The organism is Chryseobacterium aurantiacum, from assembly GCF_003020585.1.
GTDB lineage: Bacteria > Bacteroidota > Bacteroidia > Flavobacteriales > Weeksellaceae > Chryseobacterium > Chryseobacterium aurantiacum.
The window spans coordinates 1-25,698 of sequence record NZ_PXUE01000006.1; the positions used below are offsets into that span (position 1 = coordinate 1).

Here is a 25,698-nt window from a genome sequence, read left to right on the forward strand (position 1 = left end):
ACACCTCAATCATCCTACCCCTGCGCTCCCATTTTATTGGGACTGCAAAGATACAAACTCTTTTTTATCTCGCAACCCCTACAGTGTAAAAGTTGAAGGTTTTTTTTTAGCTTGCCTCCCTGGTAGTCTATAATGTCTCTGCCTATCAAAAGGCTCTTCTGCGCTACTGATCCACTCTCGTTTTCAGTGGGGCAAAGATAGAAACTTATACCATAACCCGCAAGTTTATTTAACATAAAGTTCATATTTTGTTCCTATTTTTTCATAAGGGGCTGGCAGGCAGCGGGAAAGATTTTAAACAAATGTTTGGGAGATGGGAAGGAGGGACATAAATAATGAATAATGGGTGATGGAAGATATGCCTATATACTATATTTATATATACGACATCTTCCCTAGCCCTGATAGCAACGGTTACCCCGCAGCAAGGGTTGGGAAGCGGGTGGACCTGGATTGGGGACGCATGGAGCGAGGAGTAGAAGTGAATAGCAGGATAAAGCTCCTGAAAAGAGGAATGGTAATAAATAGAGAATAGATGAATCTTTTATTACCTATTATATTATATAGATACAGATTCTTTATTTGGATGGAAAATGAAAATTAATCGAACAATCTCAGTTGCTGATCTCGTGCTCCTGTGAAATTACTAGTGGAGAGTTTGGGAAAGTCTTTTCCATCAAAGAACTTCTTTCGCCCTATTTTAAAGGTGGTGTGAATCATGTCTGCAATATTCCCCTCTCCTCTCTGTCTTTCAAAATATCTTTTATCACCAAGTTTTCCTCCACGCATGGAACGGATCAGGTTGAGTACTTTTTGTGCTCTATCCGGAAAATGAGATTCTATCCAGTTAACGAAAACAGGCTCTACCGTATCATTTAATCTGACGAGGGTGTATCCGAATCCCAAAGCGCCGGCGTCAGCAATTGTTTTAAGAATGGTTAAGGGCTCATCACTGTTAAGTCCCGGAATGATGGGAGCTACCATGACATGTACTGGAATCTTATTCTCGGAGAGAATTTCTATGGCCTTTAATTTATTTTTCGCGGAGCTTGTTCTTGGTTCCATTTTTCGTCTTAAGTCTTCATTAATGGTAGGAATACTTAATGATACGGAAACAAGGTTTTGCTCTGCCATTGGTTTTAAAATATCCAGATCTCTTAGCACCATTGCGTTTTTTGTAAGAATATTGACAGGATGTCTGTAATCAAGACAAACCTGCAGGAGTTTTCTGGTGATTTCAAATTGTCTTTCGGCGGGCTGATAACAGTCTGTATTGCCAGACAGTAGGATGGGTGCTGCTTTATATCCTCTTTTTTGAAAAAACTTTTCCAATAATTCAGGAGCATTTTTTTTCACCATGATCTTTCTTTCAAAATCAATTCCGGCACTATAGCCCCAATATTCATGGGTAGGTCTTGCAAAACAATAGGAGCAGCCATGTTCGCATCCTTGATAAGGATTCATGGAGTATTCCATTGGGAGGTCTTCACTTTTAACCTGATTCACAATGGTTTTTGGAAAAACTTCGGTAAAAGTGGTCTTTATGGTTTCGAAGTCTTCATCTTCAGGCTCATGGGTATACCTGTCGAAACGATTGACTACGTTCCGCTGAGCACCCTGACCTTTTATGAAGTTTTCGTTTTTCATCCCGATGTAAAATTATAATGGAATTGTTTTAAAATAATGAACTTTAACATTAAAGTTTTCCACAAAAAAATCCAACACTTTCAAAAGCGTTGGATTAAACATAATTAAATATATTTTTTTACTACTTCAGCGCGTAAAATTCCACTCCGTGTGTTTCGTCGTCGTGGTTCTTTTCATCAAAGTGTCTGTGATAGTCCGAATAGGTATCACTATATTTTTTGTCTTTTTTAGTCAATATCTTTTTTAATCCTATTAAGCTTAATACTGCCAAAAGACCAACTCCTCCTGCCAGCAAAACTCCAACTTCTTTTTTCATATTTTCTTTGATTTATTATTGATACCATTGCAAAAAGTGTACCTATTTTATTTTTCTGAATTATAAATTTTGTTAACATTAACCCCAATTTTCAAGAAAACTCTAATGCGTTATTTTTCTTATCTTTAGAAAAGCAATGGTTTAATTATTGCACTCAATAACAAAAATAGTATTATGGAAAATTCAGAAAACAGCGATAGAATGACAACCTTAAGCCAAGTTATGCATACCCTCTCTGAGAGGGGGATTAAGAGGGAATTCAGAATGAATGAAAACTGTGAAATGAAATTTGAAAATTCTGATAAAGTCTACCAACCCTCGGAATTGGTGATCTTAAAAACATATCGTTTTGAGGGAGACAGCAATCCGGATGACAATGCGGTGCTATATGTATTAAAAGATAGTGCAGGAAACCGTGGAATGATCATTGATTCCTATGGTGCAGACAGTAATTATCCCGGTGAAAAGTTTGATGAATTCCTAAGAAACATTCCTGTTTTGGATAGTGATGAGTTTAATTATTAACTTAAGAACATAAATATTAATTTTTTAAACCATTAAGATCGTTTTGATTAAAAAACAAAACCAATCCTTCTATTAATAATTGACATCATAAGTTAAGTATGAATGCATTTTAATGGTTTAAAAGGTTATTTTGCTTCTCCCTCGTCTTTCTTTTTAAAGATTTTATTGAAAAACCCTTTCTTTTTTTCTTCTTCTGCAGGGGGCTTTGGTGTAGATTCTTTACTCTTTGTATTTTTTATTTCTTTCTTAATTTCTTTTACCGATTGCTTCATTTCCTTTACTGAAGAAACAGCATTCTTCACTTTTGCTTCTGTTTTTTCAACGTTTTTTCCGATCAGGGTCTTCTTCAGCCCTTGTTCAATTCCTTTCCAAAATAGATTAAAAAATGACTTTGTAGGATCACGTTCTACATTCTCCACAGCTACTGATTCAGGAAAATTGCCTGAATTCGACTTTAAGAAAACATTGGCAACTGCAGTTAAGAAGCCTTTTTTCTCATGATTATGTTTATTTAAAACGGCAATTTTTAAATCTTTATGCTTTAAATTGAATGATCCGTGTAAACCGGCAGGATTTCCCTTAAAATTAAAAAGCATCTCCTGAATAGTTCCGGCCGTAGCCGTCACGTGAAGATAAGGCCTTATAAATGGATTAATCCCATTGGCCGGAAGATTAGTGGTTTTTCCTGAAATAGCGAAAGCATCGTTGTGGTCTGCAACATCAAAACTCCAGTTAACAGAAAGCGGTGACAGGTTCATGAACGAGCAGTTAATCTTAATATCAACCTTTGTGGGTTTTCCTTTTGCTTTGGCAGAATTCAGATTTTTGACGTTCATATTAAAGTTGCTGAACGTTAACTTCCCCGGCCCCATACTTTCGGGGGTATCTTCTTCGTAGACTAAAACTGAGTTTTTCAGATCCAGATTATTAATATTCATAGGAATTTTAATGGATCTCAGCATCTTTGAATACAAAGCTTTCACCTTTGGATCATCTTTAGGAATCTTACTTCTGAAAATATTTGCATTTGCAGATTGAATGGCAACTTGGGAGGCATTGATGGATTTATTATTAGAAAACAGATCCCAATCTCCCTCGGCAGTTACTTGTTCCATCTTTAGATCATATAAATCTCTTTCAACCGGTATCATTTTGATAAACTGCGTTCTCGAAACGATAGGTTTCATTGCAAAATTATTAATCTGAACCTTATTTTTGTTCAGTTTTAAAAGACCAAGGCTGATATTATAAAACTGAGTTCTATAAGCAAAATTACGGGTGGTCAGAAAATAATCCTTTACTTTAAAAGAAAGGCCCTGATTATTGGCTTTAGGCGCTATTTCAATGCCATTTACCGTCGCATTCAGGTCATGGAATGCCAGCGGCTCTTTTCCTTTATCATAAATTAGATTTGAGTTTTTTAGGGAGGTTTTTCTGATGACAACAGATCCTATGATCCCTGCAGCAACATTTTTCTTCTGTTTATTTTCTCCTGCTCTGATGGTTCCGTTTAGGTTTTCAACTAGGAAATCCTTGACATCCAGATTCAGCTTTTTATTGATAAATTCCAGTTTATTGATAGTAAAGGCAACATTGCTGGATTTTAAATCCAGTGTTGTTTTTCCATTAGCTACAGAGTTTGGTGAGAATGAAATATTTCTAAGTTCTCCATTAGTGGGCTTTAGTGCAACACTTCCAATGGTAATGTTCTGATGATTGGAATATACAATATCCTTTCCTGAGAAAGTAAAATCCTTATACCCTATGGGGATAACCTGCTCTGAGGTTTCTTTGTTAAATGCCAGTTTGGTGATATTCAAATTTAGGTTTCCAGCGGATAAAAGCTTACTTCCGTCGGGTTTATTGACTTGAGCAATCGCATTTTTTAGTCTAATATTCTCTAAATTAATCTCAAAGTTTAATGGTTTACGCGTTTTCTTCGCATTTTTCACTCCGGTATTGTAAACGGTCAAAAGAGGATTTTGGAAATCTGCATCCTGTAGAGAAATCTTATTTTTATTTAAGATCACCTCCTTGAAATTCATTTCAGGAATAGAAAATTCAAACAGCTGAGTTTTTTTAGGATAATATTTTTTAAACTTTTCAAAGGACAACAGTGGAATCAGCTTTAAATTTTCAACTGACATTTGTCCGTTAGCTGTATTGATAGATTGAATAGTAACAGCATATACATTATCCGGCCTGAAGAAGAAACGCTCACCTTTTATACTGTATCTATCGAAAACAACAGGTAGTTTATTTTCTATAGATTCTTCTGTCATCTGTAGGTTTTCTACAAACAGATTAAGTTTTTGTACAGAGAGTAGCTTCTGTTTGGTAGACCTGAAAATAGCAACAGAACCATTATTAATTCTTATATTTTCGAATAAAAACGGGTTCTTTTTCTTACCTGTTTTATGATCAACAGGCTGGGCAAGAATTACATTTAGGTTGGGCTTTGCCAATAAGAGATCGGAGGAGCTTATCTTTTTGTTGAAAATAGCATCATAAATTCCAAAGCGGCTTATCTTTAAGGTATCAATCGTCCCCTGAAGACCTAAAACATTCGTATTTTGAGGGTCTTTACTATTAACGGAAATTCCTGTTGCAAAGATATTCCCTGTTCCCAGATCCACATCCAGAGTTTTGTAGGAGACCTTATAGTCTGTATTGTTTTTTATATAGTTCGGAAGTTGGGTTTTCAGCCACATATTCAGTCCGAAATTCGCAGCAAGAAGTAATCCTGCCAGAATTCCGAAGCTTATTAATAGTCTTTTAACCCATTTTTTCATATTGTGATTTGGTTTAATGTATCTTAAATTAAGATCAATTCTTTATAGCCAATTCAATTACATACCCCTCATGTCCTCTTACATTGATGAAGTTTCCTCCCTCAAATCCAAGATACTGACCTTTAATACCCACAAGCTTTCCTGTAAATTCAGGTTTTTTATCTAGGGTAAATGAAGTTACTTTTTCTGGCTTTTCAAAAGGATAGTCAAATTTCCATATTTCTTCTCCTTCACTATAGAACTTTTGAAAATCTTCAGGAAAATATTCCTTAATCTTCTGTCTGAAATCCGCAAGGTCTATCTCTCCCTCAAAATCGTCCTGAAGCATCTTTCTCCAGTTAGTTTTATCCTGTAAATGATCCTTTAGTGCCACTTCAATCATTCCTGCTTCATAACGATTTTCTGTTCTTGCAATGGGTAATGCAAAAGTTGCACCCTGATCAATCCATCTTGTCGGGATCTGTGTATTTCTGGTTACCCCTACCTTTACATCTCCGGTATAAGCCAAGTAAACGGTATGAGGCTGAAGCTGAATTTGTTTTTCTACCTCCAGATCACGCTCTGCCACCCCTAAATGTGCGGTAGAAAGCTCCGGACGGATAATGGTATTACTTGCATAAGGACTTTCAAAAAAGCAGCTCTTGCAGAATCCCATTCTGTAAATAGGTTTATTCTCGCCACAGTTTACACACTGGAATCCGATATGTTTAATGCTTAATTCCTTTCCAAACAGCTCATTCATATGGATCAAATCCCCAGAAAGATTGAGATAATATTGGATAGGTTTTGCATCGTAGCTTGTCATTTTTAATATTTGCCCTTGAAACTGCATATTATATTTATATTACTTTTTTACGTAAATTTAATGAATATATTTTTCAAAAAGTAAAATTTATATTTTTGTGCAAATAAAAACCACAGATGATTTATCTTATAACAGGAGGCAGCGGGTTCATTGGTTCCCATTTAATTGAACGATTATTAAGAAATGGACATTCTGTCATAAACATTGACAATTTTGATGATTTCTACAACTATCAGATCAAAATTAAAAACACTTTAGAGTCAATTGATAAAATTTCGGATTTTGAGTTCTCTGATAAAGAGACCGATATCCGGAACCTAGCTTCCCTCTCCCACTCTCCCAATTACACCCTTTATTATCAGGATATTAGAGATAAAAAAGGGCTTGAAAACATTTTTAAGAGCCATTCTATTGATATGGTGATTCATCTGGCGGCATTAGCCGGTGTGCGCCCCTCTATTGAAAGGCCCTTGGAGTATGAAGAAGTGAATGTTCGCGGCACCATGAACCTTTGGGAGCTTTGTAAGGATTTTAACATTAAAAAATTCATTTGCGCTTCTTCATCAAGTGTTTATGGCAATAATGAAAAGACTCCTTTTGCAGAAACAGATAATGTAGACAATCCCATTTCTCCTTATGCTGCTACCAAGAAATGTGGGGAAATTCTAGGACATGTTTATCATAAGCTTTATCATATTGATATGATTCAGCTAAGATTCTTCACGGTATATGGACCAAGACAACGCCCAGATCTTGCCATACACAAATTTACTCGACTTATTTCTGAGGGAATGGAGATTCCATTTTACGGAGACGGAAATACAGCAAGAGACTACACTTATATTGATGACATTATTGATGGCATGACCAAGTCTATTCTTTATCTGGAAAAGAATTCTGATGTTTATGAAATTCTTAATCTTGGAGAAAATCAGGTAATCACCTTAAACGATATGGTTGCCACCATAGAAAATGCCATGAGCATGACTGCTGTCAGAAAAAATCTGCCAATGCAGCCGGGTGATGTCACAAAAACGAATGCAGATATTACAAAAGCAAAGGTTTTAATAGGCTATCAACCCTCCACTGACTTCCAAAATGGCATAAAAAAATTTGTGGAATGGTTTTTGAGAAAACGACATTAAGTAAATTACTGACATGGCTGCCGTGCAGTTGGTGACAGTCATTTATAAGAAAAAATTATAAAAAGAATTGAAAATCAAGTATAAAAAAGTTTATTATACAACCTATTTTTATACTTTTGCAAAAAATTAGAAAATTATGTACTGGACATTAGAATTAGCTTCATATCTAAGTGACGCACCTTGGCCAATGACAAAAGCAGAGCTTATTGACTACGCAATCAGAACTGGTGCTCCTATGGAAGTAGTTGAAAACCTTCAGGCAATCGAAGATGAAGGAGAAATTTATGAATCTATTGAGGAAGTATGGAGTGACTATCCTACGGACGAGGATTTCCTTTGGAACGAGGACGAATATTAATAAAGCGATAAGCTTTAGGCTGCGTGCTTAGAGCTTTTTTGCCCTTTTTTATATATTAACTTACACGATAAGCGTGTCATTTAAAACGCTTAAAGCATCTTGCATTAAGCATAAAGCAAAAAATTTATGAGTTTTTTAAACAAAGTTCTTAAAGGGTTTTTGGGAGACAAAAAAGCGCAGGACCTAAAAGAAGTAAAAAAAGTTGTAACAAAAATCAAGGCTGTAGAACCTAACATCCAACAATTGTCGGATGATGGTTTGAGACAAAAAACTGCTGAGTTTAAAGAGAATATAAAATCTGCAACCAGTAAGATCACAGCTCAAATAGAACAGATTAAAGAGCAGATAAAAAACTCAACAAACGTTGATGAGAAAGAAGCTCTTTTCTCAACAATTGAGTCTTTAAAGAAAGAATCATACGAAATTGAAGAAAAAGTCCTGGTTCAGGTTCTTCCGGAAGCTTTTGCATTGATAAAAGAAACGGCAAGAAGATGGGCTCAGAATGGAGAAATCCGTGTAACTGCAAGTGACTGGGATAGAGAACTTGCTGCTGCAGGGAAAGATTTCGTTGAAATTCAAGGAGACACTGCTGTTTGGAAAAACTCATGGGACGCTGCCGGAACTCCTGTAGTTTGGGATATGGTCCACTATGACGTTCAGTTTATCGGAGGTATTATTCTTCACAGTGGTAAAATTGCCGAGATGGCAACCGGTGAGGGTAAAACCTTGGTAGGAACATTACCTATTTACTTAAATTCTCTTCCTGAAAGAGGGGTTCACGTTGTTACAGTGAACGACTACCTTGCAAAAAGAGACTCCGCGTGGATGGGACCTCTTTATCAGTTTCATGGGATGTCCATTGACTGTATCGACAACCACCAGCCGAACTCAGATGGAAGAAGAAAAGCATACAACTCAGATATTACGTATGGAACCAATAATGAATTTGGTTTCGATTATTTGAGAGATAACATGGTGACTTCACCTACAGAATTGGTACAAAGAGAATTGAACTTTGCTATCGTTGACGAGGTGGATTCTGTATTGGTAGATGATGCGAGAACACCACTAATCATTTCCGGTCCGGTTCCTCAGGGAGACAGACAGGAGTTTGATGTTCTTAAACCGTCAATCGACAGAATTGTTGAAGTTCAGAAAAAAACAGTTTCCGCAATCTTCAATGAGGCGAAAAAATTAATCGCTGCAGGAAACACCAAAGAAGGAGGATTCAAGTTGCTTCAGGCTTACAGAGGTCTTCCTAAAAACAGACAATTAATCAAATTCTTATCGGAAAGCGGAAACAGAGCATTGCTTCAGAAAGTTGAAGCACAATACATGCAGGACAACAACCGTGATATGCCGATTGTAGATAAGGATCTTTACTTCGTGATTGAAGAAAAGAACAATCAGGTTGACCTTACAGACAAAGGTGTTGAGTACATGTCTCAAGGAAACTCTGATGCTAACTTCTTCGTTCTTCCTGATATTGGGACTGAAATTGCTGAAGTAGAAGCTAAAAATTTATCTAAAGAAGAAGAATTCGAGGCTAAAGAAAGACTTTTCTCTGATTTTGCTGAAAAATCAGAACGTGTTCACACCATGAGCCAGCTATTGAAAGCTTATACATTATTTGAAAAAGATGATGAGTATGTAGTGATTGATGGTGAGGTGAAAATTGTTGATGAGCAAACAGGACGTATCATGGAGGGTCGTCGTTATTCAGACGGACTTCACCAGGCTATTGAAGCTAAGGAAAACGTAAAGATTGAGGCTGCAACACAAACTTTTGCAACAGTTACTCTTCAGAACTACTTCCGTATGTACAATAAGCTTGCGGGGATGACGGGTACTGCTGAAACGGAGGCTGGCGAACTTTGGGAAATCTACAAATTAGATGTTGTGGTAATTCCAACCAACCGTCCTATTTTAAGACATGACAAACAAGATTTAGTTTTCAAAACTAATAGAGAAAAATATAATGCTGTAATTGAGGAAATCGAAAGATTGACTGCAGCAAAAAGACCTGTACTGGTAGGTACTACCTCTGTTGAAATTTCTCAGTTGCTTTCAAAAGCACTTCAGTTGAGAAAAATCCCGCACCAGGTATTGAACGCGAAGCTTCACAAGAAAGAAGCTGAGATTGTTGCAGGAGCAGGACAGCCGGGGGTGGTAACTATTGCAACCAACATGGCGGGTCGTGGTACGGATATTAAGCTTTCTAAGGAAGTAAAAGAAGCAGGAGGTCTTGCCATTATTGGTACAGAAAGACACGATTCAAGACGTGTTGACAGACAGTTGAGAGGTAGAGCAGGACGTCAGGGAGATCCAGGAAGTTCTCAGTTCTATGTTTCTCTTGAGGACAATCTGATGCGTTTATTCGGTTCTGAAAGAATTGCTAAAATGATGGACAGAATGGGTCATAAGGAAGGTGAAGTTATTCAGCACTCCATGATCAGTAAGTCTATTGAAAGAGCTCAGAAAAAAGTAGAGGAAAACAACTTCGGAACAAGAAAGAGACTTCTTGAGTATGATGACGTAATGAACAAGCAGCGTGACGTCATCTACAAGAGAAGAAAGAACGCTCTATTCGGAGACCACTTGAAATATGATATTACAAACATGATTTTCGATGTTGCTAATTCTATCGTTGCGAAAGGAAAAGCTACTGGAAATTATAAGGATTTTGAATACGAAATCATTAAAACATTCACAATGGAATCTCCGGTTTCTATGAATGATTTTAATAATAAAACGGTTCAGGATTTAACTAATATCCTATTCAACGCCGCTCAGGAAGATTATAAGATGAAGCTGAACCTGTTGAAGGAAAAATCATTCCCAATCATTGAGAATGTATATCAAAACCAAGGATCAATGTTTAAGATGATTCAGGTTCCTTTCACAGATGGGCACAAAACGATGACTATTGTGGCTGACTTGAAAGAAGCATACGATACTCAATGTGAAAGCTTAATCAATGATTTTGAAAAGAACATTACTTTATCAATCATTGATGAAAACTGGAAGCTTCACCTTCGTGAAATGGATGATCTAAGAAGATCTTCTCAGGGTGCTGTTTATGAGCAGAAAGATCCGCTTGTTATTTACAAACAAGAATCTTTCCACTTATTCAGCGAAATGATGGATAAACTAAACAAAGAAATTGTTTCTTTCTTATACAAAGGAGAAATTCCAGCGTAAGAAAACAATTACCAATATGATTAAAAAACCGCTCTGGCATTGCCAAAGCGGTTTTTTGTTATTCAGTATATACTATTTTCATGATAAATATCAAATATTTTATTTATTTAGAATACTTAAAAATAATATATTTGCAGAAAATTTGACTTCATGAAAAATGTACTGATCTGTGCTTCAATGCTTGGTCCTATATTGACCTTCGCTCAAGAAAAAGATTCTACCAATACCAAAAGCATAGAAGAAGTAATTCTTATTAACTCTTATATAAAGAAAGATAGTGAATATTCAAATAAGATGCCTTTAAAGGCTATTGAAAACCCGCAGTCTTTCTCAAGCATAGATAAAGTCATTTTAGAAAATCAAGGAATTTATACTGCAGATGATGCTGTAAAGAATATTCCCGGCCTACAACCCATGTGGACATCCAATGGTAGAGCCGGTGATGGTGGGGCCTATGTAAGTTTAAGAGGTTTTGTTTCTGCAAATTCTTTAAGAAATGGTGTTCTAGGTGCTGTAACAGGTACTATTGATGCTGTTAATCTAGAAAAACTGGAGGTTCTGAAAGGTCCATCGGGAACATTATTCGGAAGTTTGCTTTCAAGCTATGGCGGTGTAATCAACAGGGTTACCAAGAAACCGTATCAAACTTTTGGAGGAAACATCAGTGTATCCGGAGGTAGTTATGATACCTACAGAGCTGCAGTAGATATCAATACTCCTCTTACTCAAGATAAAAAATTATTGTTTCGTTTAAATTCTGCTTATACAAACGAGGGAACTTTTCAAACAGAGGGATTCAGAAGAAATTTAGCAATTGCGCCAAGTCTAAGCTATAAACCTACAGACCGCCTGAGCATCAACCTTGATATGGAACTTTTTCAAATGAAAAATATGGGGGATCAGACGTTTTTCTTTTACTCTGGTAAGTATCTGCAAAAGGTAAACAATGTAAAAGACCTTAACCTTGATTATAAAAATTCATATTTAGGAAAAGATCTTACCAATACAGGAAGGAGTATCAACTTCTTCGGACAAGTGAATTACCAGATTTCAAATTCTATTACTTCTTCCACCAATTTCAGTACATCATCCAGCTATTCTAACGGTTTTATGCCTTATTTATATTTTTCCGGAGATGATGCAAGCAGTATGTACAGAAGTGACCAATCTACACGAGACAGCAGAAAAAAATCATTCAATTTCCAACAAAACTTTAATGGAGACTTCCGTATTGGGAACTTAAGAAACAGAGTGGTATTAGGATTTGATTATTTAAGAGTAAACAATGATCAGAATTTCTATGATGTTAATGGCTTTGATAAAGATGCAGGGGGGAACTCAATTCCTGTTCCATTGCATCAGCCAGGTTTTGATTATACTAATTTTAACGGTACTGCATTACAGGCACAATACAACGCCATGGCAGGAAATGAAAAACCATACCTTATAAAAGGAATTCAGGAGAACTATGCTGTTTATATTTCAAATGTACTGAACATCACCAATAACCTAAATGTATTAATGGCATTGCGCGTTGATAATTACGTTAACAAACCAAATACAATTGATCCTGAGCAAAACAAAAAATTAAATCAAACGTTCTTCTCTCCCAAATTAGGGATCGTATATGAGCTTATAAAAGATAAGGTTTCTGTTTTTGGAAATTACCAAAACAGTTTCAAAAATCTTAATTATTTTGTAGATGCCTCCAAGGTTACAAGAACACCGGTTCCTGAACAAGCTAACCAAATGGAAGGAGGGATTAAGACCAATTTATTTAACGGAAAAGTATCATCTACTTTCAGTTATTATAACATCAGGGTAAAAGATGTTTTAAGAAATATCCCGTCTGTAGAAGCCCCAAATGCACAGATACAAGATGGAACAATTGTAAGCAGAGGTGTTGAGCTTGAAATTAACGCTTATTTGCTAAAAGGCTTTACAGCAATTGCCGGCTTTAGCTACAATGATTCAAAATACACACAATCTGACGAATCTGTTCTGAACAGAAGACCGAATACATCAGGATCTCCTTATTTGGCTAATCTTTATGCAAGTTATCAGTTTTTAGACGGAACGCTTAAAGGTCTTGGTTTCGGAGTTGGCGGAAACTATGCCAGCGAAAATAAAATTGTAAATACTTTCAATACAACAGACAAAACTAACGAAGTATTCACTTTACCATCATATGTTGTTCTGAATGCCAGCGCATATTATGACACCGGAAAATTCAGAATTGGGGTGAAAGTAGACAACTTTACCAACCAACATTACTGGATTGGATATACAACAGCAAATCCGCAGCGACTAATCAACGCTATAGGAACTCTTACTTATAAATTCTAAACTGTTAAAATAATTTACTACCCCTTATATAAACAATGAAAAAACTGACAATAGGAGCTGCATTATTAACATCCATGTTAACTTTAGCTCAGGAAAAAGACACGATTAAATCTAATGATATTGAAGAAGTAGTTGTCAACGGAAGATATTATAAAAAATACGTGGAAAAACAGGGTTCTTCATCTCTTAGATTAGATGAAGCACTTATCAAAATACCTCAGAATATTTCAATCATTACCAACAAAGCCCTAGAAGACCAGCAGGTTACAACTTTAAGTGACGGTGTTCTAAGAAACGTTGCCGGAGCCCAAAGACTGGAGCATTGGGGAGATATGTATACAAGGGTAAATATGAGAGGGGCTAGAGCCGCTGCTTTCATGAACGGAGTTAATGTAACTTCAACTTGGGGACCTTTAAGTGAAGATATGAGCTATGTAGATCATATTGAGTTTATTAAAGGCCCATCAGGTTTCTTAATGTCAAATGGTGAGCCAAGTGGAATTTATAATATTGTTACTAAAAAACCTACCGGAAGCAACCTTAACGGAACAGCAAGAATCACGCTTGGAAGCTTCAATATGTATAGAGGTGAAGCTGACATAGATACTAAAATCACGAATAAAGTAGCTTTCAGGTTGAATTTAATGGCTCAGAATAAGAACAGCTTCAGAGATTATGAATTCAATGACAGGTATATTATTAATCCTTCATTGAAAGTAGAGCTTAGTGATAAGACTACTTTAACAGCTGAGTATATCTATCAAAAGGCAAAAATGTCTGAAGTAGGTTCTGCCTATGTGTTCAGTTTCCAAGGTTACAAAGCAAAACCGGTTGGATATACACTTACAGATGCGGGTATTGACCCTACAAAAGTTGATAACAATACCATCAATGTTAATTTACAACATAAATTCAACGAAAACTGGAAATTAACGTCCCAATTGACGTATGTGAATGAATATACAATGGGAAGTGACCTTTGGCCAAGTATGTTTGAGGGTAATTATATGATTCGTCGCCTAAATTATTGGGAAGCGGACAATACAATGAAATTTGGACAGGTCTTTTTGAACGGATTTGTAAAAACAGGAACTATTTCTCACAAGATCTTAGCAGGTCTTGACCTGGGAAGTAAGAGATATATGGCTGACTGGTCACAAGGATACAACTTAGATAAATATAATGCCAATGGGGATTATGATGCAATAAACAATAAGGATAAAGATTACAGATATTGGTATAATATAGATACCAGTAACTATGACATTAATATCCCTGGCAATCTAGCTTATTCCGGCCCTAATAATACCACAGCCTACAAGACTTTTGACAAGAGCACTCCTCTTTCTGTAAGAGCTGGTGCAGGAAGTACAATAGATCAAAGGTATACAGGTTTATATCTACAGGATGAATTAGGTTTCTTTAATGATGCCTTAAGACTTACATTAGCAGCCCGCTACACGAACGTAAAAGAAGTGAATTACGGAACAAAAGCCGAAGCCAACAGAATTACCCCCCGTATTGGATTAAGCTACTCTATTAATCAAAATATGTCTGCATACGCATTATATGATCAATCATTTGTACCACAGGCAGGACTATTCAGAAATGGAACAACGGCTTCACCATTAACAGGCAGCAATATTGAGGTAGGTGTTAAGAAAGATTGGTTCGCAGGAAAATGGAATACTACTCTTTCATTATATAACATCAATAAAAATAATGAAATTACAGGAGACCCGGATCTTACGGATAATCCGAATGGAAAATATTCTATTCTACTGGGAAAAACCAGAGTTCAGGGAGTCGAGTTTGATCTTAAGGGAGAGATTGTAAAAGGGTTCAATGCTATTTTCAATTATGCGTTTACAGAAAACAAATATACAGAAACAACAGCTAGCGCTAAAAAAGGAGACAGAGTTCCCGGCTATGCAAAACATACAGCAAACGGTTGGTTGAATTATACTTTTAGTGATAATATCCTTGAAGGATTCGGATTAAGCTTCGGAGGAACTTACATGGCAGATAGAAGCAGCTGGAATTGGGGAAGTACAAATACCCTACAAATGGCTGACTATGTAAAATTTGATGCAGGAGCTTCTTGGGAGAACTCAAAATTCAGAGTAAATCTGAACGTATTTAATATCTTCAACAGGTATTTATACTCAGGTTCACCATATGCTGGTTATTATTATTATCAGGCAGATGCGCCTAGAAATTTCAGAATATCAATTGGATATAAATTCTAAAAAATAAAGGTTAGCCCTCTCGGGGGTTAACTTTTTGCTATGAAAAATAAACGTCATCATAAAAAGAAAGTTTCTCCAACAAAGAAATGGTCTGCCAAACTGCACTTGTGGTTTGGTTTGTCCGTTGGTATCATTGTCTTCATAGTCTCTCTTTCAGGTACTTTATATGTTTTTAAGGATGAAGTCCAAAACAGCCTTCGAAAGGAAGCCATTTATGTAAAAAAGGAAGATCTAGGAAAGAAACCATTAGCCATCAATATTCTTCGGGAGAAAGTAAGCCTGGAACTTAATGAAAAGGCTCCTATAAACTCCGTGGAAATATCTTTAGACAAAGGAAAATCCTACCGGTTTTTATATTATGAAAAGAGCAAAAAAGGGTGGAACTATTTTCAACAGGTACTCATTAATAAGCAGGCCTATGTGAATCAGTATACCGGACAAATTCTTGCCGTATATGATGAAAAATATGATGTATTCAATATTCTAAAATATATCCACTGGGGGCTTCTGCTCAACTCAGAATGGGGGCCATATACTGTAGGAATTCCAACCGTTCTCTTTATTGTTATGCTGATTACAGGAATTATTCTATGGTGGCCGAAAAACAAAAATGCCAGAAAAGGACGTTTCTGGTTCAATTGGGAAAATGTAAAAAACTGGAAACGCAAAAACTATGACATTCACAATGTACTGGGATTTTATGCCTCCTTCATTGCCTTAATAATGAGTGTTACAGGAATCTATTTTGCTTATCCCTACGTTAAAAACACCTTCACATTTGCCCTATCCGGCTCATGGGAGCTTCCCAAAGAAAAAGAAAAAAAATCTCCGGACTCTCTGATGGTAAAGAATGAAGCCGTTTTTGATCTGGCTGCGGCACAGACTGAAAAATTGTATGCAAAATCATCAAGCTTCAGAATTACTCTAAACGGAAAGAATAAAAAAGGAAAAGAACTGAAAAACCTTCCAGTCACCATCTATGGACAGGAAGGAAGATTCAGCGAAAGAAACCTACTCTCATTTGATAAATATTCAGGAAAACTCTTAGCCAATAAACCTCATCAAAAACTGAGCACCGCCGAAAAATATGCCAATGCCAACTATGATGTCCATACAGGATCTTACTTTGGTTTATTTGGAAAAATTATTTGGTTTATTGCCGGTTTAATATGTACCTCACTCCCGGTGACCGGATTTTTGATCTGGTGGGGAAAAAGAAAGAAACAAGGAAAGAAAATATAATGAAAAAAGTGCTTTTATCAGCTGCCTGCTTAGGAACTACTACCGTTTTTGCACAGGTGAAAGATAGTTTACAAACTAAAAATGTAGACGAAGTGGTCATGACTGCCTCCAGAAAAAAGGAAAACATAAAAGAAGTTCCAAGTTCTATTACAATAGTAGGAGAAAAGCAGATACAGTCTCAATTGACAGTTAACTCGGATATTACTAGTATCCTTCAGTACACCGTTCCCAGTTTAGGAACCAATTCGGGACAGACTTCCAATTCGGGACAAACGTTAAGAGGACGTCAGGTTTTGGTTTTAATTGATGGAGTTCCACAGTCTACCCCACTTCGTAACGGAGCCCGAGATTTAAGGACAATAGACCCATCAGCTATTGAAAGAATTGAAGTAATCAAAGGAGCATCTTCCATCTATGGAAACGGTGCAGACGGAGGAATCATCAATTATATTACGAAAAGAAACAAAACAGATAAAAAAATCTCCGGAATCTCACAGATTGGTTTTACAGGACAGCCTTATGGAGGAACTTTAGGAGTAAGAGCCAGCCAGCTTTTATCAGGAAAGATCAATAAATTTGATTACACCCTTTCATTAGCCTACGAAAGAACAGGATATACCAAAGATGGAGATGGTGTTATGATAAGCCCTACCTACAGCATCGCCAAGATGAACAATTACAACGGGTTGCTGAAAATAGGCTATGATATCAACGAGAACCAAAGAATTGAAGCCTCTTATATTGGCTATTCTTCAAGATCAGACCTTAGCTTAGGATTAAAAACAGGAAAATATGGGATCACTCCAACCATTGGTGAAGGGGTGGGAAAAGGTTTGGAAACAACACCTCAGGGAACTCCGAAAAACCACAACATCCGAGTGAGCTATGACAATAAAAACCTGTTTGCAGGAACTTCTTTGAATATCAACCTTTATTATCAGGACTTCAAAACCGTTTACGGATACAGCGATACCTTTTTCAATGGTGGCCAGTCTAATGTGATTTCAAAAAAAGCCGGAGCAAGATTCAATTTTGATACCCAGCTTTGGAATTCGGCAAACTCTCAGGGAGAAATCATCTACGGAGCGGATATCCTAAATGATGAAACCGTGCAGAAGCTGGAAGACGGACGTTTTTGGACGCCCAATATGAGCATGACCAATATTGCCCCTTTCCTATTGGCTAAAATTGATCTGTTTAAAAAACTGACCATCAAAGGAGGACTTCGCTACGAAAATATCAAAGTTAATGTAGATGACTTCAATACTCTCTCTACCCTTAAAAGTGATGGAACTTTCACCAAAAGTATCCCTGTAGCCGGTGGAAAATTAAACTATAATGCACTGGTAGCAAATATTGGCGTCCGTTATAACATTGAGCCATACATCAACCTTTTTGCTAGCTTCTCCCAAGCCTACTCTATCAATGAGTTAGGAAGAATTTTAAGAACCTCAACCTCTGAAACCATAAAAAGCCTAGAAACTAAACCCATCATCGTTAACAACTATGAATTGGGGGCTACAGGACAACTTTCTAATTGGCTTAACTATGAATTGACTTCCTATGTGAGTACCTCAAAACTGGGAGCTTCTTTTGTACAAAGCCCGGACAGAGCGTTAATGATTCAGAGATCTCCTGAAATTGTATACGGAGTTGAAGGGTTTTTACATTTTACCCCAGCAAAATGGATTCAGTTTGGGGGAAGCTACAGCTGGATGGAAGGAATTACCTCTGTGAAAGATGATGGTGATTATTCTGCAAAGATCAACAACAGCAGAATTTCTGCACCTAAAGTTTTGGCATATGTTCAGGCAAAACCTATTCCGGCTTTGTCCATTGGTCTTGATATGCTTCATTCTTTCCAACAAAACAGATTTGAGCCTAATGCTAAAACGGGATTGTTTGGGTATGGAGAAGGAGATGTTCCTGAGTATACCGTTTTCAATTTCAAATCAAGCTATGAGGTAAACAATAACTGGAGATTATCATTAGGTGTTGAAAACATTTTCAACAAAGTGTATCAGCCTGCTATTTCATGGTGGACAGCAAGAGACAGTGATTTCACAAATGCTCTTGGATTGAGAGGGACATTCATGATTGAATATAAATTTTAATTAAACTAAATAAAAAGCAAAGCATATCTTTGCTTTACTTTTTACTGCAATATGAAGAAAAATCATCATAAAAAGAAACCTGGATTCTTTAAGAAATGGTCTGCCAAACTGCATTTGTGGTTTGGGCTGGGAATAGGATTTCTGATCTTTATTATCTCTATTACCGGAGCATTGTATGTTTTTAAGGATGAAGTAGAAAACATTACCCGAAAAGATGTTATCTATCATCACGAACAAAATATCGACCAGAAACAGATCCTGCCCATCAGGGTTATGGAAAAGGCCGTTGCCGATCAGGTAAAGGAAAAATACCCCATCCATTGGGTCAATATTCCTATCGACAAAAAAATGTCATACATGTTCTTCTGGTATGAACACAATACGGATGCCTGGAACTACTTTGATGAATTTCCTATTTATAAACAAGCCTACGTAAACCCATATACCGGAAAGGTGCTTCGGGTATATGATGAGAAAAACGGATTCTTCAATATTGTAAAAATGATTCACTGGAGCTATCTTTTGAAGCAGGATTGGGGAACATATGTAGTGGGAATACCTGTTATCATCTTTATCATCATGCTGATTTCCGGGATTATTCTATGGTGGCCTAAGAACAAAGCCGCAAGAAAACAACGTTTCTCTTTTAAATGGAAGAATATTAAAAGCTGGAAAAGAAAGAACTATGATCTTCACAATGTATTGGGTTTCTATGCTTCCATCTTTGCGCTTATCTTTTCCATTACCGGTCTTTTTTATGCATTCTTTGTAGTTCAGGCAATGATCTATGTCCTGTTTTCCGGTGGAGAAACCAAATACCCTGACTTCTCCCATATTAAAACTAAAGCTCCTATTGAACTGAGAACGGAGGGAACATTGGATAAAATCATCAATACAGTGCAGACAAAATATCCTGATTCTTATGGTTTTGCAATCGATTTAGGACATGAGCATATGGATGACCATGAGCATCCTAACTTTGAGGTGTATGTAAAGCATCTTACCTACTCCTATCACAAAAGTAGCAGCCTGATCTTTGATGAAAATTCCGGAGAGCTTCTTCACACCCACGATCCAAAAGACAAAAATTTTGGTGAAAAGGTTGTAAATGCCAATTATGACATACATGTAGGAGCTATTTTAGGGCTTCCTACAAAGATTATAGCCTTTATTGTAAGTCTTATCTGTGCTTCACTTCCTGTTACCGGATTTCTGATCTGGTGGGGTAGAAGAAAGAAGAAACCCGCAAAAACAGTTTAACATATTAAATAAAACCCAGTTAATAATCTATTAATACAATCTTTTTTATAATTTTAGCCCCTAGAATTTAATAATAGAAATGTCATTAATAGATTTATCAAAACAAGTTGCCCTTGGAGTTGACATCGGCGGAACCAATACTAAGTTCGGAATCGTAAACCACCGTGGAGAAGTTCTGGATAAAGGAAACCTTAAAACCGATGCCTATGATAAAGTAGAGGATTTTATCGATGCACTGTATGAACATGTAGCTCCCTTGATGGAAAAACATGGTACAGAAAAGCACTTCGACGGAATTGGTGTAGGCGCACCCAATGCAAACTATTACAAAGGAACCATAGAACTAGCCCCTAACCTACCCTGGAAAGGTGTTATTCCTTTTGCTGAGCTGATGACGGCAAAATTTAATTTGCCTTGTACTGTAACCAATGACGCAAATGCTGCGGCCTTGGGGGAAATGCTTTTCGGAGCTGCACGTGGAATGAAGGATTTCATCATGATTACCCTGGGAACAGGTGTGGGTAGCGGAATTATCGCTAACGGAAACCTCATCTATGGACATGATGGTTTTGCCGGAGAACTGGGACACACTATTGTAAAACCGGGCGGAAGAAAGCACTGGAGTACAGGATCCGAAGGAAGCCTGGAAGCCTATGCCTCTGCCACAGGAATTACCATCACTGCCAAGAAAATGAGAGCAGAGTTTCCTGAATCCATGTTGAATCAATACCCTGAAGACGAAATTAATTCTAAAACAGTGTATGAATGTGCCATGAAAGAAGACCCGATTGCTACTGAAGTTTTCAGATATACGGGACAAAAACTGGGTGAAGCATTGGCTAATTTTGTGATGTTTTCTTCACCGCAGGCCATTCTTCTATTTGGCGGAGTAATTAAGGCTGGAGATTTTATCCTAAAGCCCGCTAAACTTCATATGGAAAGAAACCTTCTTCCTATCTTCAGAAATAAAGTAAAACTGGTATTCAGTGAACTTGACGAAGCTGATGCTGCAATTCTTGGAGCAAGTGCTTTGGTTTGGGAAAAATAACTGAAACCCTTTTTTAATAATATAGAGCATCCTTATTTTAGGGTGCTTTTTTTTTGCCAATTTTTGCAGATGATTACGTTCTATTTTTCTTGTACTTATTGTGAGAATATTCGTGTTATTTGTGTTTAAAATCATTTGCCACATCTATCATTATAATTTGTGTTTATAAACCAAAATGATGCTTAAATGAAAAAGTTTTTCATATTTTTGATCAACTTTTTCCGGGTCTGGAAAAGATCATACAACAATATAATTACCAAAAATGGACAATAATAATTTAGAACAGATTACTTTCGGTGGCGGCTGCTTCTGGTGTGTAGAAAGCTGTTTCAATATGCTGAAAGGGGTACAATCTGCTATTTCAGGATATTCAGGTGGGCATAAAGAAAATCCTACCTATCAAGAAGTCTGCACAGGAGAAACTGATCATGCAGAAGTAGTACAAATCACTTACAATCCTACCATCATTTCCTATGAGCAATTAATGGATGTGTTTTTCTTCCTGCACGATCCTACTCAGCTGAACAGACAAGGTAATGATATCGGAACCCAATATCGATCTGTTATTTTCTATAAAGATGATACTGAAAAACAAAATGCCGAAGAAGCTTTAAAAAAATCTGAAGCATCAGGAAGATGGCCGGGGAAATACGTCACAGAATTAGCTCAAATTGAAAAATTCTGGCCTGCTGAACAATATCATCAGGGATATTATAATGAAAACCCAACACAGCCCTATTGCAGCGCTGTAGTAGGTCCTAAGATCCAAAAATTTAAAAAGTATTTTGGGGAATTGGGAATGCTCAATGCAGAATAATACAGTAAAAAAAGCGAAAGAAATTCTTTCGCTTTTTTTATTTTCCATATTTTTCAATAATGTATACCGTTGACGCTCTTAGCTCTCTTCCGTTATCAGGATCTATACCATCCATAGTAAAAAACTCTACATTTCCATTGAATTTTGAGTACCATGTCTTTCCCAGTGCATTATCTACCGTGAGAGTATCCTTTCTTGTGATCCTCTTAAAATACCTCAGCTGAACCGTATCCTTAGGAACAGCATTCCTGTGAGGGTTCTTGTCTTCACAATCCATCAGCCTATATTCACTATTTTCCCAAAACATACAGTTTTGCTCATTACCCAACCCCCCGAAAAAACTTAACGGTGTACTGCTATTCTTGCTTTTTCCTCCTAAAGAATAATTACCAATCAGTACACTTCCAATAATAAAGATACCAACAATTCCCAATCCATTTTGCTTCACAAACTCCGGCATCTTGAAATGCTGCTCATTGGTTATATTGATAATAATATTAGACAGTCTTTCTGTTAATGACTCTTCATCTTCATCCACTTTTATTTTTACAGTTGTTTTATTGGCTTCATCCTCATTCTTTACAAATGTTCTGGAGAAATCAATAAAGTTTGTGCAGCCTAGATACTGACTAAGTTTATCAAGAATTACAATATCTTTTATATCAGGATCTCTATTGTCACGTATGGATGCATTATAATATCTGACAAAAGACCTTTCGTTAATCATAAATTTCAATTTCTCATCAAAATAATCAGAGAGCGCAGAAGATAGACCGCTCTTTGTACTCGCGGCCGGAAAGTCTTTTTGTGCCTTTTTGAACACCTCATGAATAAGTAGTTTTTTCTGGGTCATATATAGTTTTTTCGGTCGTTACAAAATAGGTGATTCCCAATCGTACCACATTACGGATTCCCATAAAGCCCCCGTGTCCATTCCGTGTCCTTCAATGTCCAAAACGTGACTAACACCTGCGTCACTGTTTGTCGCATCTTTGCTTCAGAAATCAGTGACAAACAAAACATTACAAAAACAAATTTACAAAACTGATTTCAAAATCACCAGATAAAACGGAGGTAAAACTCCGGGTTGGGAAGCAGATGTTTCTCCTCCGTTTTTGAAGGTTCACTTCCCAAAAATTTAGAAGCGCTTCAAATTTTTTAATCGTGTAGCTCTACCTGTGATCAGTTTCGCCGGCAACTACAGAAATGCTCAATTTTTAAATTTTTAAGAAGATGATCCAATTCATATTAATGTTACTAGGCTTAACATTCACCAATAATAACGCAGATACAACAACTCATAATAGCCAGGATTCTGGTACAGTAACAACCTATTCAACGGTACCACTTTCTCCTGACGACGGAGGACCTGTAGGAGGAGAAACAGGACAAACCCCTCCTCCAAGAAAGTAAATAGCAAAGCGAAAGAAATTCTTTCGCTTTTTTTGTTATTTTTGAAAGAAAACCGTGAAAACCATTATTCACATCTTATTTATTCTTGTTCTTTGCTCCTGCCATAGAAAAGAGATCTCAAAAATTGATAGGGCAACCTATGACAAGGCCTATGATTTTTACGATGCCTCACAAAGTGACAGTGCTTTTACCTACTTTAATAAGGCAAAGGATGAATTGATTGAAAAGGGATATTATTCCTTTGCAGGAAATAGCCTGGTCATTATGGGAATTATACAATGTGAGAAAGGAGATTACTACGGCAGTCAGGAAACAGCTTTATCAGCAATTAAGTATTTGGATGAAAAAAAAGACTCTGCCGAACTTTCTGCAAACTATAATAATTTAGGAATAGCTTCCCAGAAACTTAAAGACTATACCAAGGCTACACTCTTTTTTAATAAAGCCGCAGGGTTTTCTCAAGATTCAATCTATAAATTAACACAACTTAATAATCAGGCAATTTCACTTACTCTTTCCAAAAAATTTGATTCTGCAATTGTTATTTTCAACAGGGTTTTGTCATATCAATACTTAGCAAAATCTCCAATTGCATATTCAAAAGCTTATGATAATTTGGCCTATACCAGATTTTTACAAAATAAAAAATATAATTCAGAGCCCGAATTACTTAAAGCTTTGAAAATTCGAGATAGTATAGATGATAATACAGGATTAAATGCCAGTTATTTCCATTTATCCGATTTCTATGAAAATCGCGATCCTCAGAAAGCTTTGTTCTATGCAAATAAAATGCTTGATGTTGCATCTAAAACCAAAAACTTTGATGGCAAGCTAGCCGCTTTGCAAAAAATAATTCTTCTAGAGACTCCCGAAAATACAAAACTATTCTTCAAAAAGTACCAGGATTTGGATGACAGCCTGCAGATAGCCCGCAACAAATCCAAAAGTCAGTTCGCTCTTGAAAGATTTGGATCTGAACAACTAAAGGTAAAAAACGCAAAAAATGAAGTCGAAATTTTTAAACGAAATATAGGACTAGGAGCGTTATCCTGCATTTTAGTGGGAGGTTTTTTCTATTATAAAAGAAGAAAGAAAAGATTACAAAAAGAGAATGAATCAAAGATAAAGGAAAACGAACTCAAGCTCTCAAAAAAGGTTCATGATGTAGTAGCCAATGGAATTTATCAGGTGATGACCAAAATTGAAAATCAGGACCATTTTGACAGGGACAAAGCCCTTGATGAACTGGAGTTTGTTTACGAAAAATCACGGGACATCTCTTATGATAAAGCCGATTCTAATAACAAGGTTGAGTTTCATGAAAAAATATCCGGTCTTGTAGGCTCTTTTAAGAATGATACTGTAAAAACCTTTCTGGCAGGGAATAGCCTCAGCATATGGAATGATGTGAATGATTCTACCCAAAACGAAATTTATCAGGTTCTCCGGGAGCTCTTGGTGAACATGAAAAAGCATAGCCAGGCTACTCTTGTTGCTTTAAAATTTGAAAGGACTAACAACCTTATACAAATTCAGTACACAGACAATGGGATTGGTATTCCGGGAGAGATTATTCATAAAAACGGGTTAACAAATACGGTTTCCCGTATTGAAAAAATTAAGGGGACTGTTATTTTTGACCCTAAAACCGAAAAGGGACTGAAAGTGTACATTTCATTTCCCGCTTCTTAAAAAAAAGAAAAGAATGTTCAAAAAAATTTTAATAGCCGAAGACCACGAAAGCAGCAGTATTTCTGTTCAAAAAACACTTGAAGATCTTAATATTTCCAATGTAGATTATGTCTATTATTGTGATGATGCATTGGCAAAGATTCAAAAATCAATCCGCGAAAAGGATCTTTATGACTTATTGATTACTGATCTTGAATATGAAGAGGATCACCGTGAACAAAATATTAAAGATGGCAAAGAACTTATCAGGGCTATTAAGGAAATCCATCCTTCACTGAAAACTATCGTTTTTTCGGCAGAGCACAAATCCGGGGTTATAGATTCTCTTTTTAAAGAGTATGGAATTAACGGTTTTGTTCGTAAGGCAAGAAATGATTCTAAAGAGCTGAAAAAAGCCATTGCTGCTGTTTATGATAATAAGAACTATCTTTCTCTTGACCTTAGACAGGATGTAAAACAGTTGAACAGCTATGAATTTACAGAGTATGATATTATTCTTGTTTCCCTTCTTTCACAGGGAGTATTGCAAAAGAATATTCCTACTTATCTTCAAAATAATAATATTAAGCCTAACAGCCTAAGCAGCGTGGAGAAAAAACTGAATAGCCTGAAAGAAGAACTTCAGATTACAAGCAATGAACAACTAGTTGCTTTTTGTAAAGATTTAGGACTTATTTAGTCCATTAAAAAGATATTTATATATTTTTGCCAGTAGAAAAACTAAT

General features: G+C 36.5%; 19 protein-coding genes. 14 read left to right on the plus strand and 5 right to left on the minus strand.

The features are described from left to right. Positions 1–600: 600 nt before the first annotated feature. Complete coding sequence (locus C7D53_RS17400) at positions 601–1,647, minus strand: PA0069 family radical SAM protein (protein WP_106917690.1); 1,047 nt, start codon at positions 1,645–1,647, stop codon at positions 601–603. A gap of 121 nt (positions 1,648–1,768) precedes the next feature. After that, positions 1,769–1,963 (minus strand): hypothetical protein, encoded by a 195-nt coding sequence (locus C7D53_RS17405; protein ID WP_076352774.1) that lies wholly within the window; start codon positions 1,961–1,963, stop codon positions 1,769–1,771. Positions 1,964–2,137: 174 nt separating this feature from the next. On the opposite strand from C7D53_RS17405, the gene C7D53_RS17410 reads away from it, so the two are divergent. After that, positions 2,138–2,488, plus strand: coding sequence for a hypothetical protein (locus C7D53_RS17410; RefSeq protein ID WP_106917691.1), 351 nt, complete (start codon positions 2,138–2,140; stop codon positions 2,486–2,488). 125 nt (positions 2,489–2,613) lie between these two features. Here C7D53_RS17410 and C7D53_RS17415 read toward each other — a convergent pair whose 3' ends face one another. Then, a complete protein-coding gene (locus tag C7D53_RS17415) occupies positions 2,614–5,280 on the minus strand; it encodes an AsmA family protein (RefSeq protein ID WP_106917692.1) in 2,667 nt (888 codons plus the stop codon). Positions 5,281–5,314: 34 nt separating this feature from the next. Continuing rightward, positions 5,315–6,112 (minus strand): DUF2797 domain-containing protein, encoded by a 798-nt coding sequence (locus tag C7D53_RS17420; protein ID WP_106917693.1) that lies wholly within the window; start codon positions 6,110–6,112, stop codon positions 5,315–5,317. 89 nt (positions 6,113–6,201) lie between these two features. On the opposite strand from C7D53_RS17420, the gene C7D53_RS17425 reads away from it, so the two are divergent. The 10 genes from C7D53_RS17425 (at position 6,202) to msrA (ending at position 21,865) form a co-directional block, all read left to right on the plus strand. Then, positions 6,202–7,230: a GDP-mannose 4,6-dehydratase gene (locus tag C7D53_RS17425; protein ID WP_106917694.1), complete on the plus strand. Its 1,029-nt coding sequence runs from the start codon at positions 6,202–6,204 to the stop codon at positions 7,228–7,230. 136 nt (positions 7,231–7,366) lie between these two features. After that, positions 7,367–7,588, plus strand: coding sequence for a DUF2795 domain-containing protein (locus tag C7D53_RS17430; protein ID WP_002662059.1), 222 nt, complete (start codon positions 7,367–7,369; stop codon positions 7,586–7,588). A gap of 126 nt (positions 7,589–7,714) precedes the next feature. Next, positions 7,715–10,789, plus strand: a complete 3,075-nt coding sequence (gene secA, locus C7D53_RS17435) for a preprotein translocase subunit SecA (RefSeq protein ID WP_106917695.1) — start codon at positions 7,715–7,717, stop codon at positions 10,787–10,789. 150 nt (positions 10,790–10,939) lie between these two features. Next, positions 10,940–13,135 (plus strand): TonB-dependent siderophore receptor, encoded by a 2,196-nt coding sequence (locus C7D53_RS17440; RefSeq protein ID WP_106917696.1) that lies wholly within the window; start codon positions 10,940–10,942, stop codon positions 13,133–13,135. 35 nt (positions 13,136–13,170) lie between these two features. Continuing rightward, complete coding sequence (locus C7D53_RS17445) at positions 13,171–15,384, plus strand: TonB-dependent siderophore receptor (RefSeq protein WP_106917697.1); 2,214 nt, start codon at positions 13,171–13,173, stop codon at positions 15,382–15,384. 39 nt (positions 15,385–15,423) lie between these two features. Beyond that, positions 15,424–16,626 (plus strand): PepSY-associated TM helix domain-containing protein, encoded by a 1,203-nt coding sequence (locus tag C7D53_RS17450; protein ID WP_106917698.1) that lies wholly within the window; start codon positions 15,424–15,426, stop codon positions 16,624–16,626. Then, entirely contained in the window at positions 16,626–18,740 is a 2,115-nt protein-coding gene (locus C7D53_RS17455) for a TonB-dependent receptor (RefSeq protein ID WP_106917891.1), read from the plus strand. The genes C7D53_RS17450 and C7D53_RS17455 overlap by 1 nt, the downstream gene beginning before the upstream one ends. A 51-nt stretch (positions 18,741–18,791) precedes the next feature. Beyond that, positions 18,792–20,000, plus strand: a complete 1,209-nt coding sequence (locus C7D53_RS17460) for a PepSY-associated TM helix domain-containing protein (protein WP_106917699.1) — start codon at positions 18,792–18,794, stop codon at positions 19,998–20,000. Between the two features lie 79 nt (positions 20,001–20,079). Beyond that, positions 20,080–21,048, plus strand: coding sequence for an ROK family protein (locus C7D53_RS17465; RefSeq protein WP_106917700.1), 969 nt, complete (start codon positions 20,080–20,082; stop codon positions 21,046–21,048). Positions 21,049–21,310: 262 nt separating this feature from the next. Beyond that, positions 21,311–21,865, plus strand: coding sequence for a peptide-methionine (S)-S-oxide reductase MsrA (msrA, locus tag C7D53_RS17470; protein ID WP_106917701.1), 555 nt, complete (start codon positions 21,311–21,313; stop codon positions 21,863–21,865). Between the two features lie 37 nt (positions 21,866–21,902). On the opposite strand, the gene C7D53_RS17475 is transcribed toward msrA, so the two are convergent. Then, positions 21,903–22,718 (minus strand): hypothetical protein, encoded by an 816-nt coding sequence (locus C7D53_RS17475; protein WP_106917702.1) that lies wholly within the window; start codon positions 22,716–22,718, stop codon positions 21,903–21,905. A 398-nt stretch (positions 22,719–23,116) separates the two neighbouring features. Between C7D53_RS17475 and C7D53_RS17480 the strand changes: the two genes are divergently transcribed. Genes C7D53_RS17480 through C7D53_RS17490 form a run of 3 tightly spaced genes read left to right on the plus strand, consistent with a single transcriptional unit; the run spans position 23,117 to position 25,652 of the window. Then, positions 23,117–23,278, plus strand: coding sequence for a hypothetical protein (locus C7D53_RS17480; RefSeq protein WP_228422412.1), 162 nt, complete (start codon positions 23,117–23,119; stop codon positions 23,276–23,278). Between the two features lie 54 nt (positions 23,279–23,332). Next, entirely contained in the window at positions 23,333–24,973 is a 1,641-nt protein-coding gene (locus C7D53_RS17485; RefSeq protein ID WP_106917704.1) for an ATP-binding protein, read from the plus strand. A 13-nt stretch (positions 24,974–24,986) separates the two neighbouring features. After that, positions 24,987–25,652: a response regulator gene (locus C7D53_RS17490; protein WP_106917705.1), complete on the plus strand. Its 666-nt coding sequence runs from the start codon at positions 24,987–24,989 to the stop codon at positions 25,650–25,652. Positions 25,653–25,698: the final 46 nt, after the last annotated feature.

Excerpts from the sequence above, each read along its gene's own strand:
- secA (WP_106917695.1), top strand. The coding sequence starts at position 7,715 with ATGAGTTTTTTAAACAAAGTTCTTAAAGGGTTTTTGGGAGACAAAAAA.
- C7D53_RS17425 (WP_106917694.1), top strand. The coding sequence starts at position 6,202 with ATGATTTATCTTATAACAGGAGGCAGCGGGTTCATTGGTTCCCATTTA.
- C7D53_RS17455 (WP_106917891.1), top strand. The coding sequence starts at position 16,626 with ATGAAAAAAGTGCTTTTATCAGCTGCCTGCTTAGGAACTACTACCGTT.
- C7D53_RS17410 (WP_106917691.1), top strand. The coding sequence starts at position 2,138 with ATGGAAAATTCAGAAAACAGCGATAGAATGACAACCTTAAGCCAAGTT.
- C7D53_RS17400 (WP_106917690.1), bottom strand. The coding sequence starts at position 1,647 with ATGAAAAACGAAAACTTCATAAAAGGTCAGGGTGCTCAGCGGAACGTA.
- C7D53_RS17415 (WP_106917692.1), bottom strand. The coding sequence starts at position 5,280 with ATGAAAAAATGGGTTAAAAGACTATTAATAAGCTTCGGAATTCTGGCA.
- C7D53_RS17475 (WP_106917702.1), bottom strand. The coding sequence starts at position 22,718 with ATGACCCAGAAAAAACTACTTATTCATGAGGTGTTCAAAAAGGCACAA.
- C7D53_RS17445 (WP_106917697.1), top strand. The coding sequence starts at position 13,171 with ATGAAAAAACTGACAATAGGAGCTGCATTATTAACATCCATGTTAACT.
- C7D53_RS17460 (WP_106917699.1), top strand. The coding sequence starts at position 18,792 with ATGAAGAAAAATCATCATAAAAAGAAACCTGGATTCTTTAAGAAATGG.
- msrA (WP_106917701.1), top strand. The coding sequence starts at position 21,311 with ATGGACAATAATAATTTAGAACAGATTACTTTCGGTGGCGGCTGCTTC.
- C7D53_RS17430 (WP_002662059.1), top strand. The coding sequence starts at position 7,367 with ATGTACTGGACATTAGAATTAGCTTCATATCTAAGTGACGCACCTTGG.
- C7D53_RS17465 (WP_106917700.1), top strand. The coding sequence starts at position 20,080 with ATGTCATTAATAGATTTATCAAAACAAGTTGCCCTTGGAGTTGACATC.
- C7D53_RS17440 (WP_106917696.1), top strand. The coding sequence starts at position 10,940 with ATGAAAAATGTACTGATCTGTGCTTCAATGCTTGGTCCTATATTGACC.
- C7D53_RS17450 (WP_106917698.1), top strand. The coding sequence starts at position 15,424 with ATGAAAAATAAACGTCATCATAAAAAGAAAGTTTCTCCAACAAAGAAA.
- C7D53_RS17480 (WP_228422412.1), top strand. The coding sequence starts at position 23,117 with ATGTTACTAGGCTTAACATTCACCAATAATAACGCAGATACAACAACT.
- C7D53_RS17420 (WP_106917693.1), bottom strand. The coding sequence starts at position 6,112 with ATGCAGTTTCAAGGGCAAATATTAAAAATGACAAGCTACGATGCAAAA.
- C7D53_RS17490 (WP_106917705.1), top strand. The coding sequence starts at position 24,987 with ATGTTCAAAAAAATTTTAATAGCCGAAGACCACGAAAGCAGCAGTATT.
- C7D53_RS17405 (WP_076352774.1), bottom strand. The coding sequence starts at position 1,963 with ATGAAAAAAGAAGTTGGAGTTTTGCTGGCAGGAGGAGTTGGTCTTTTG.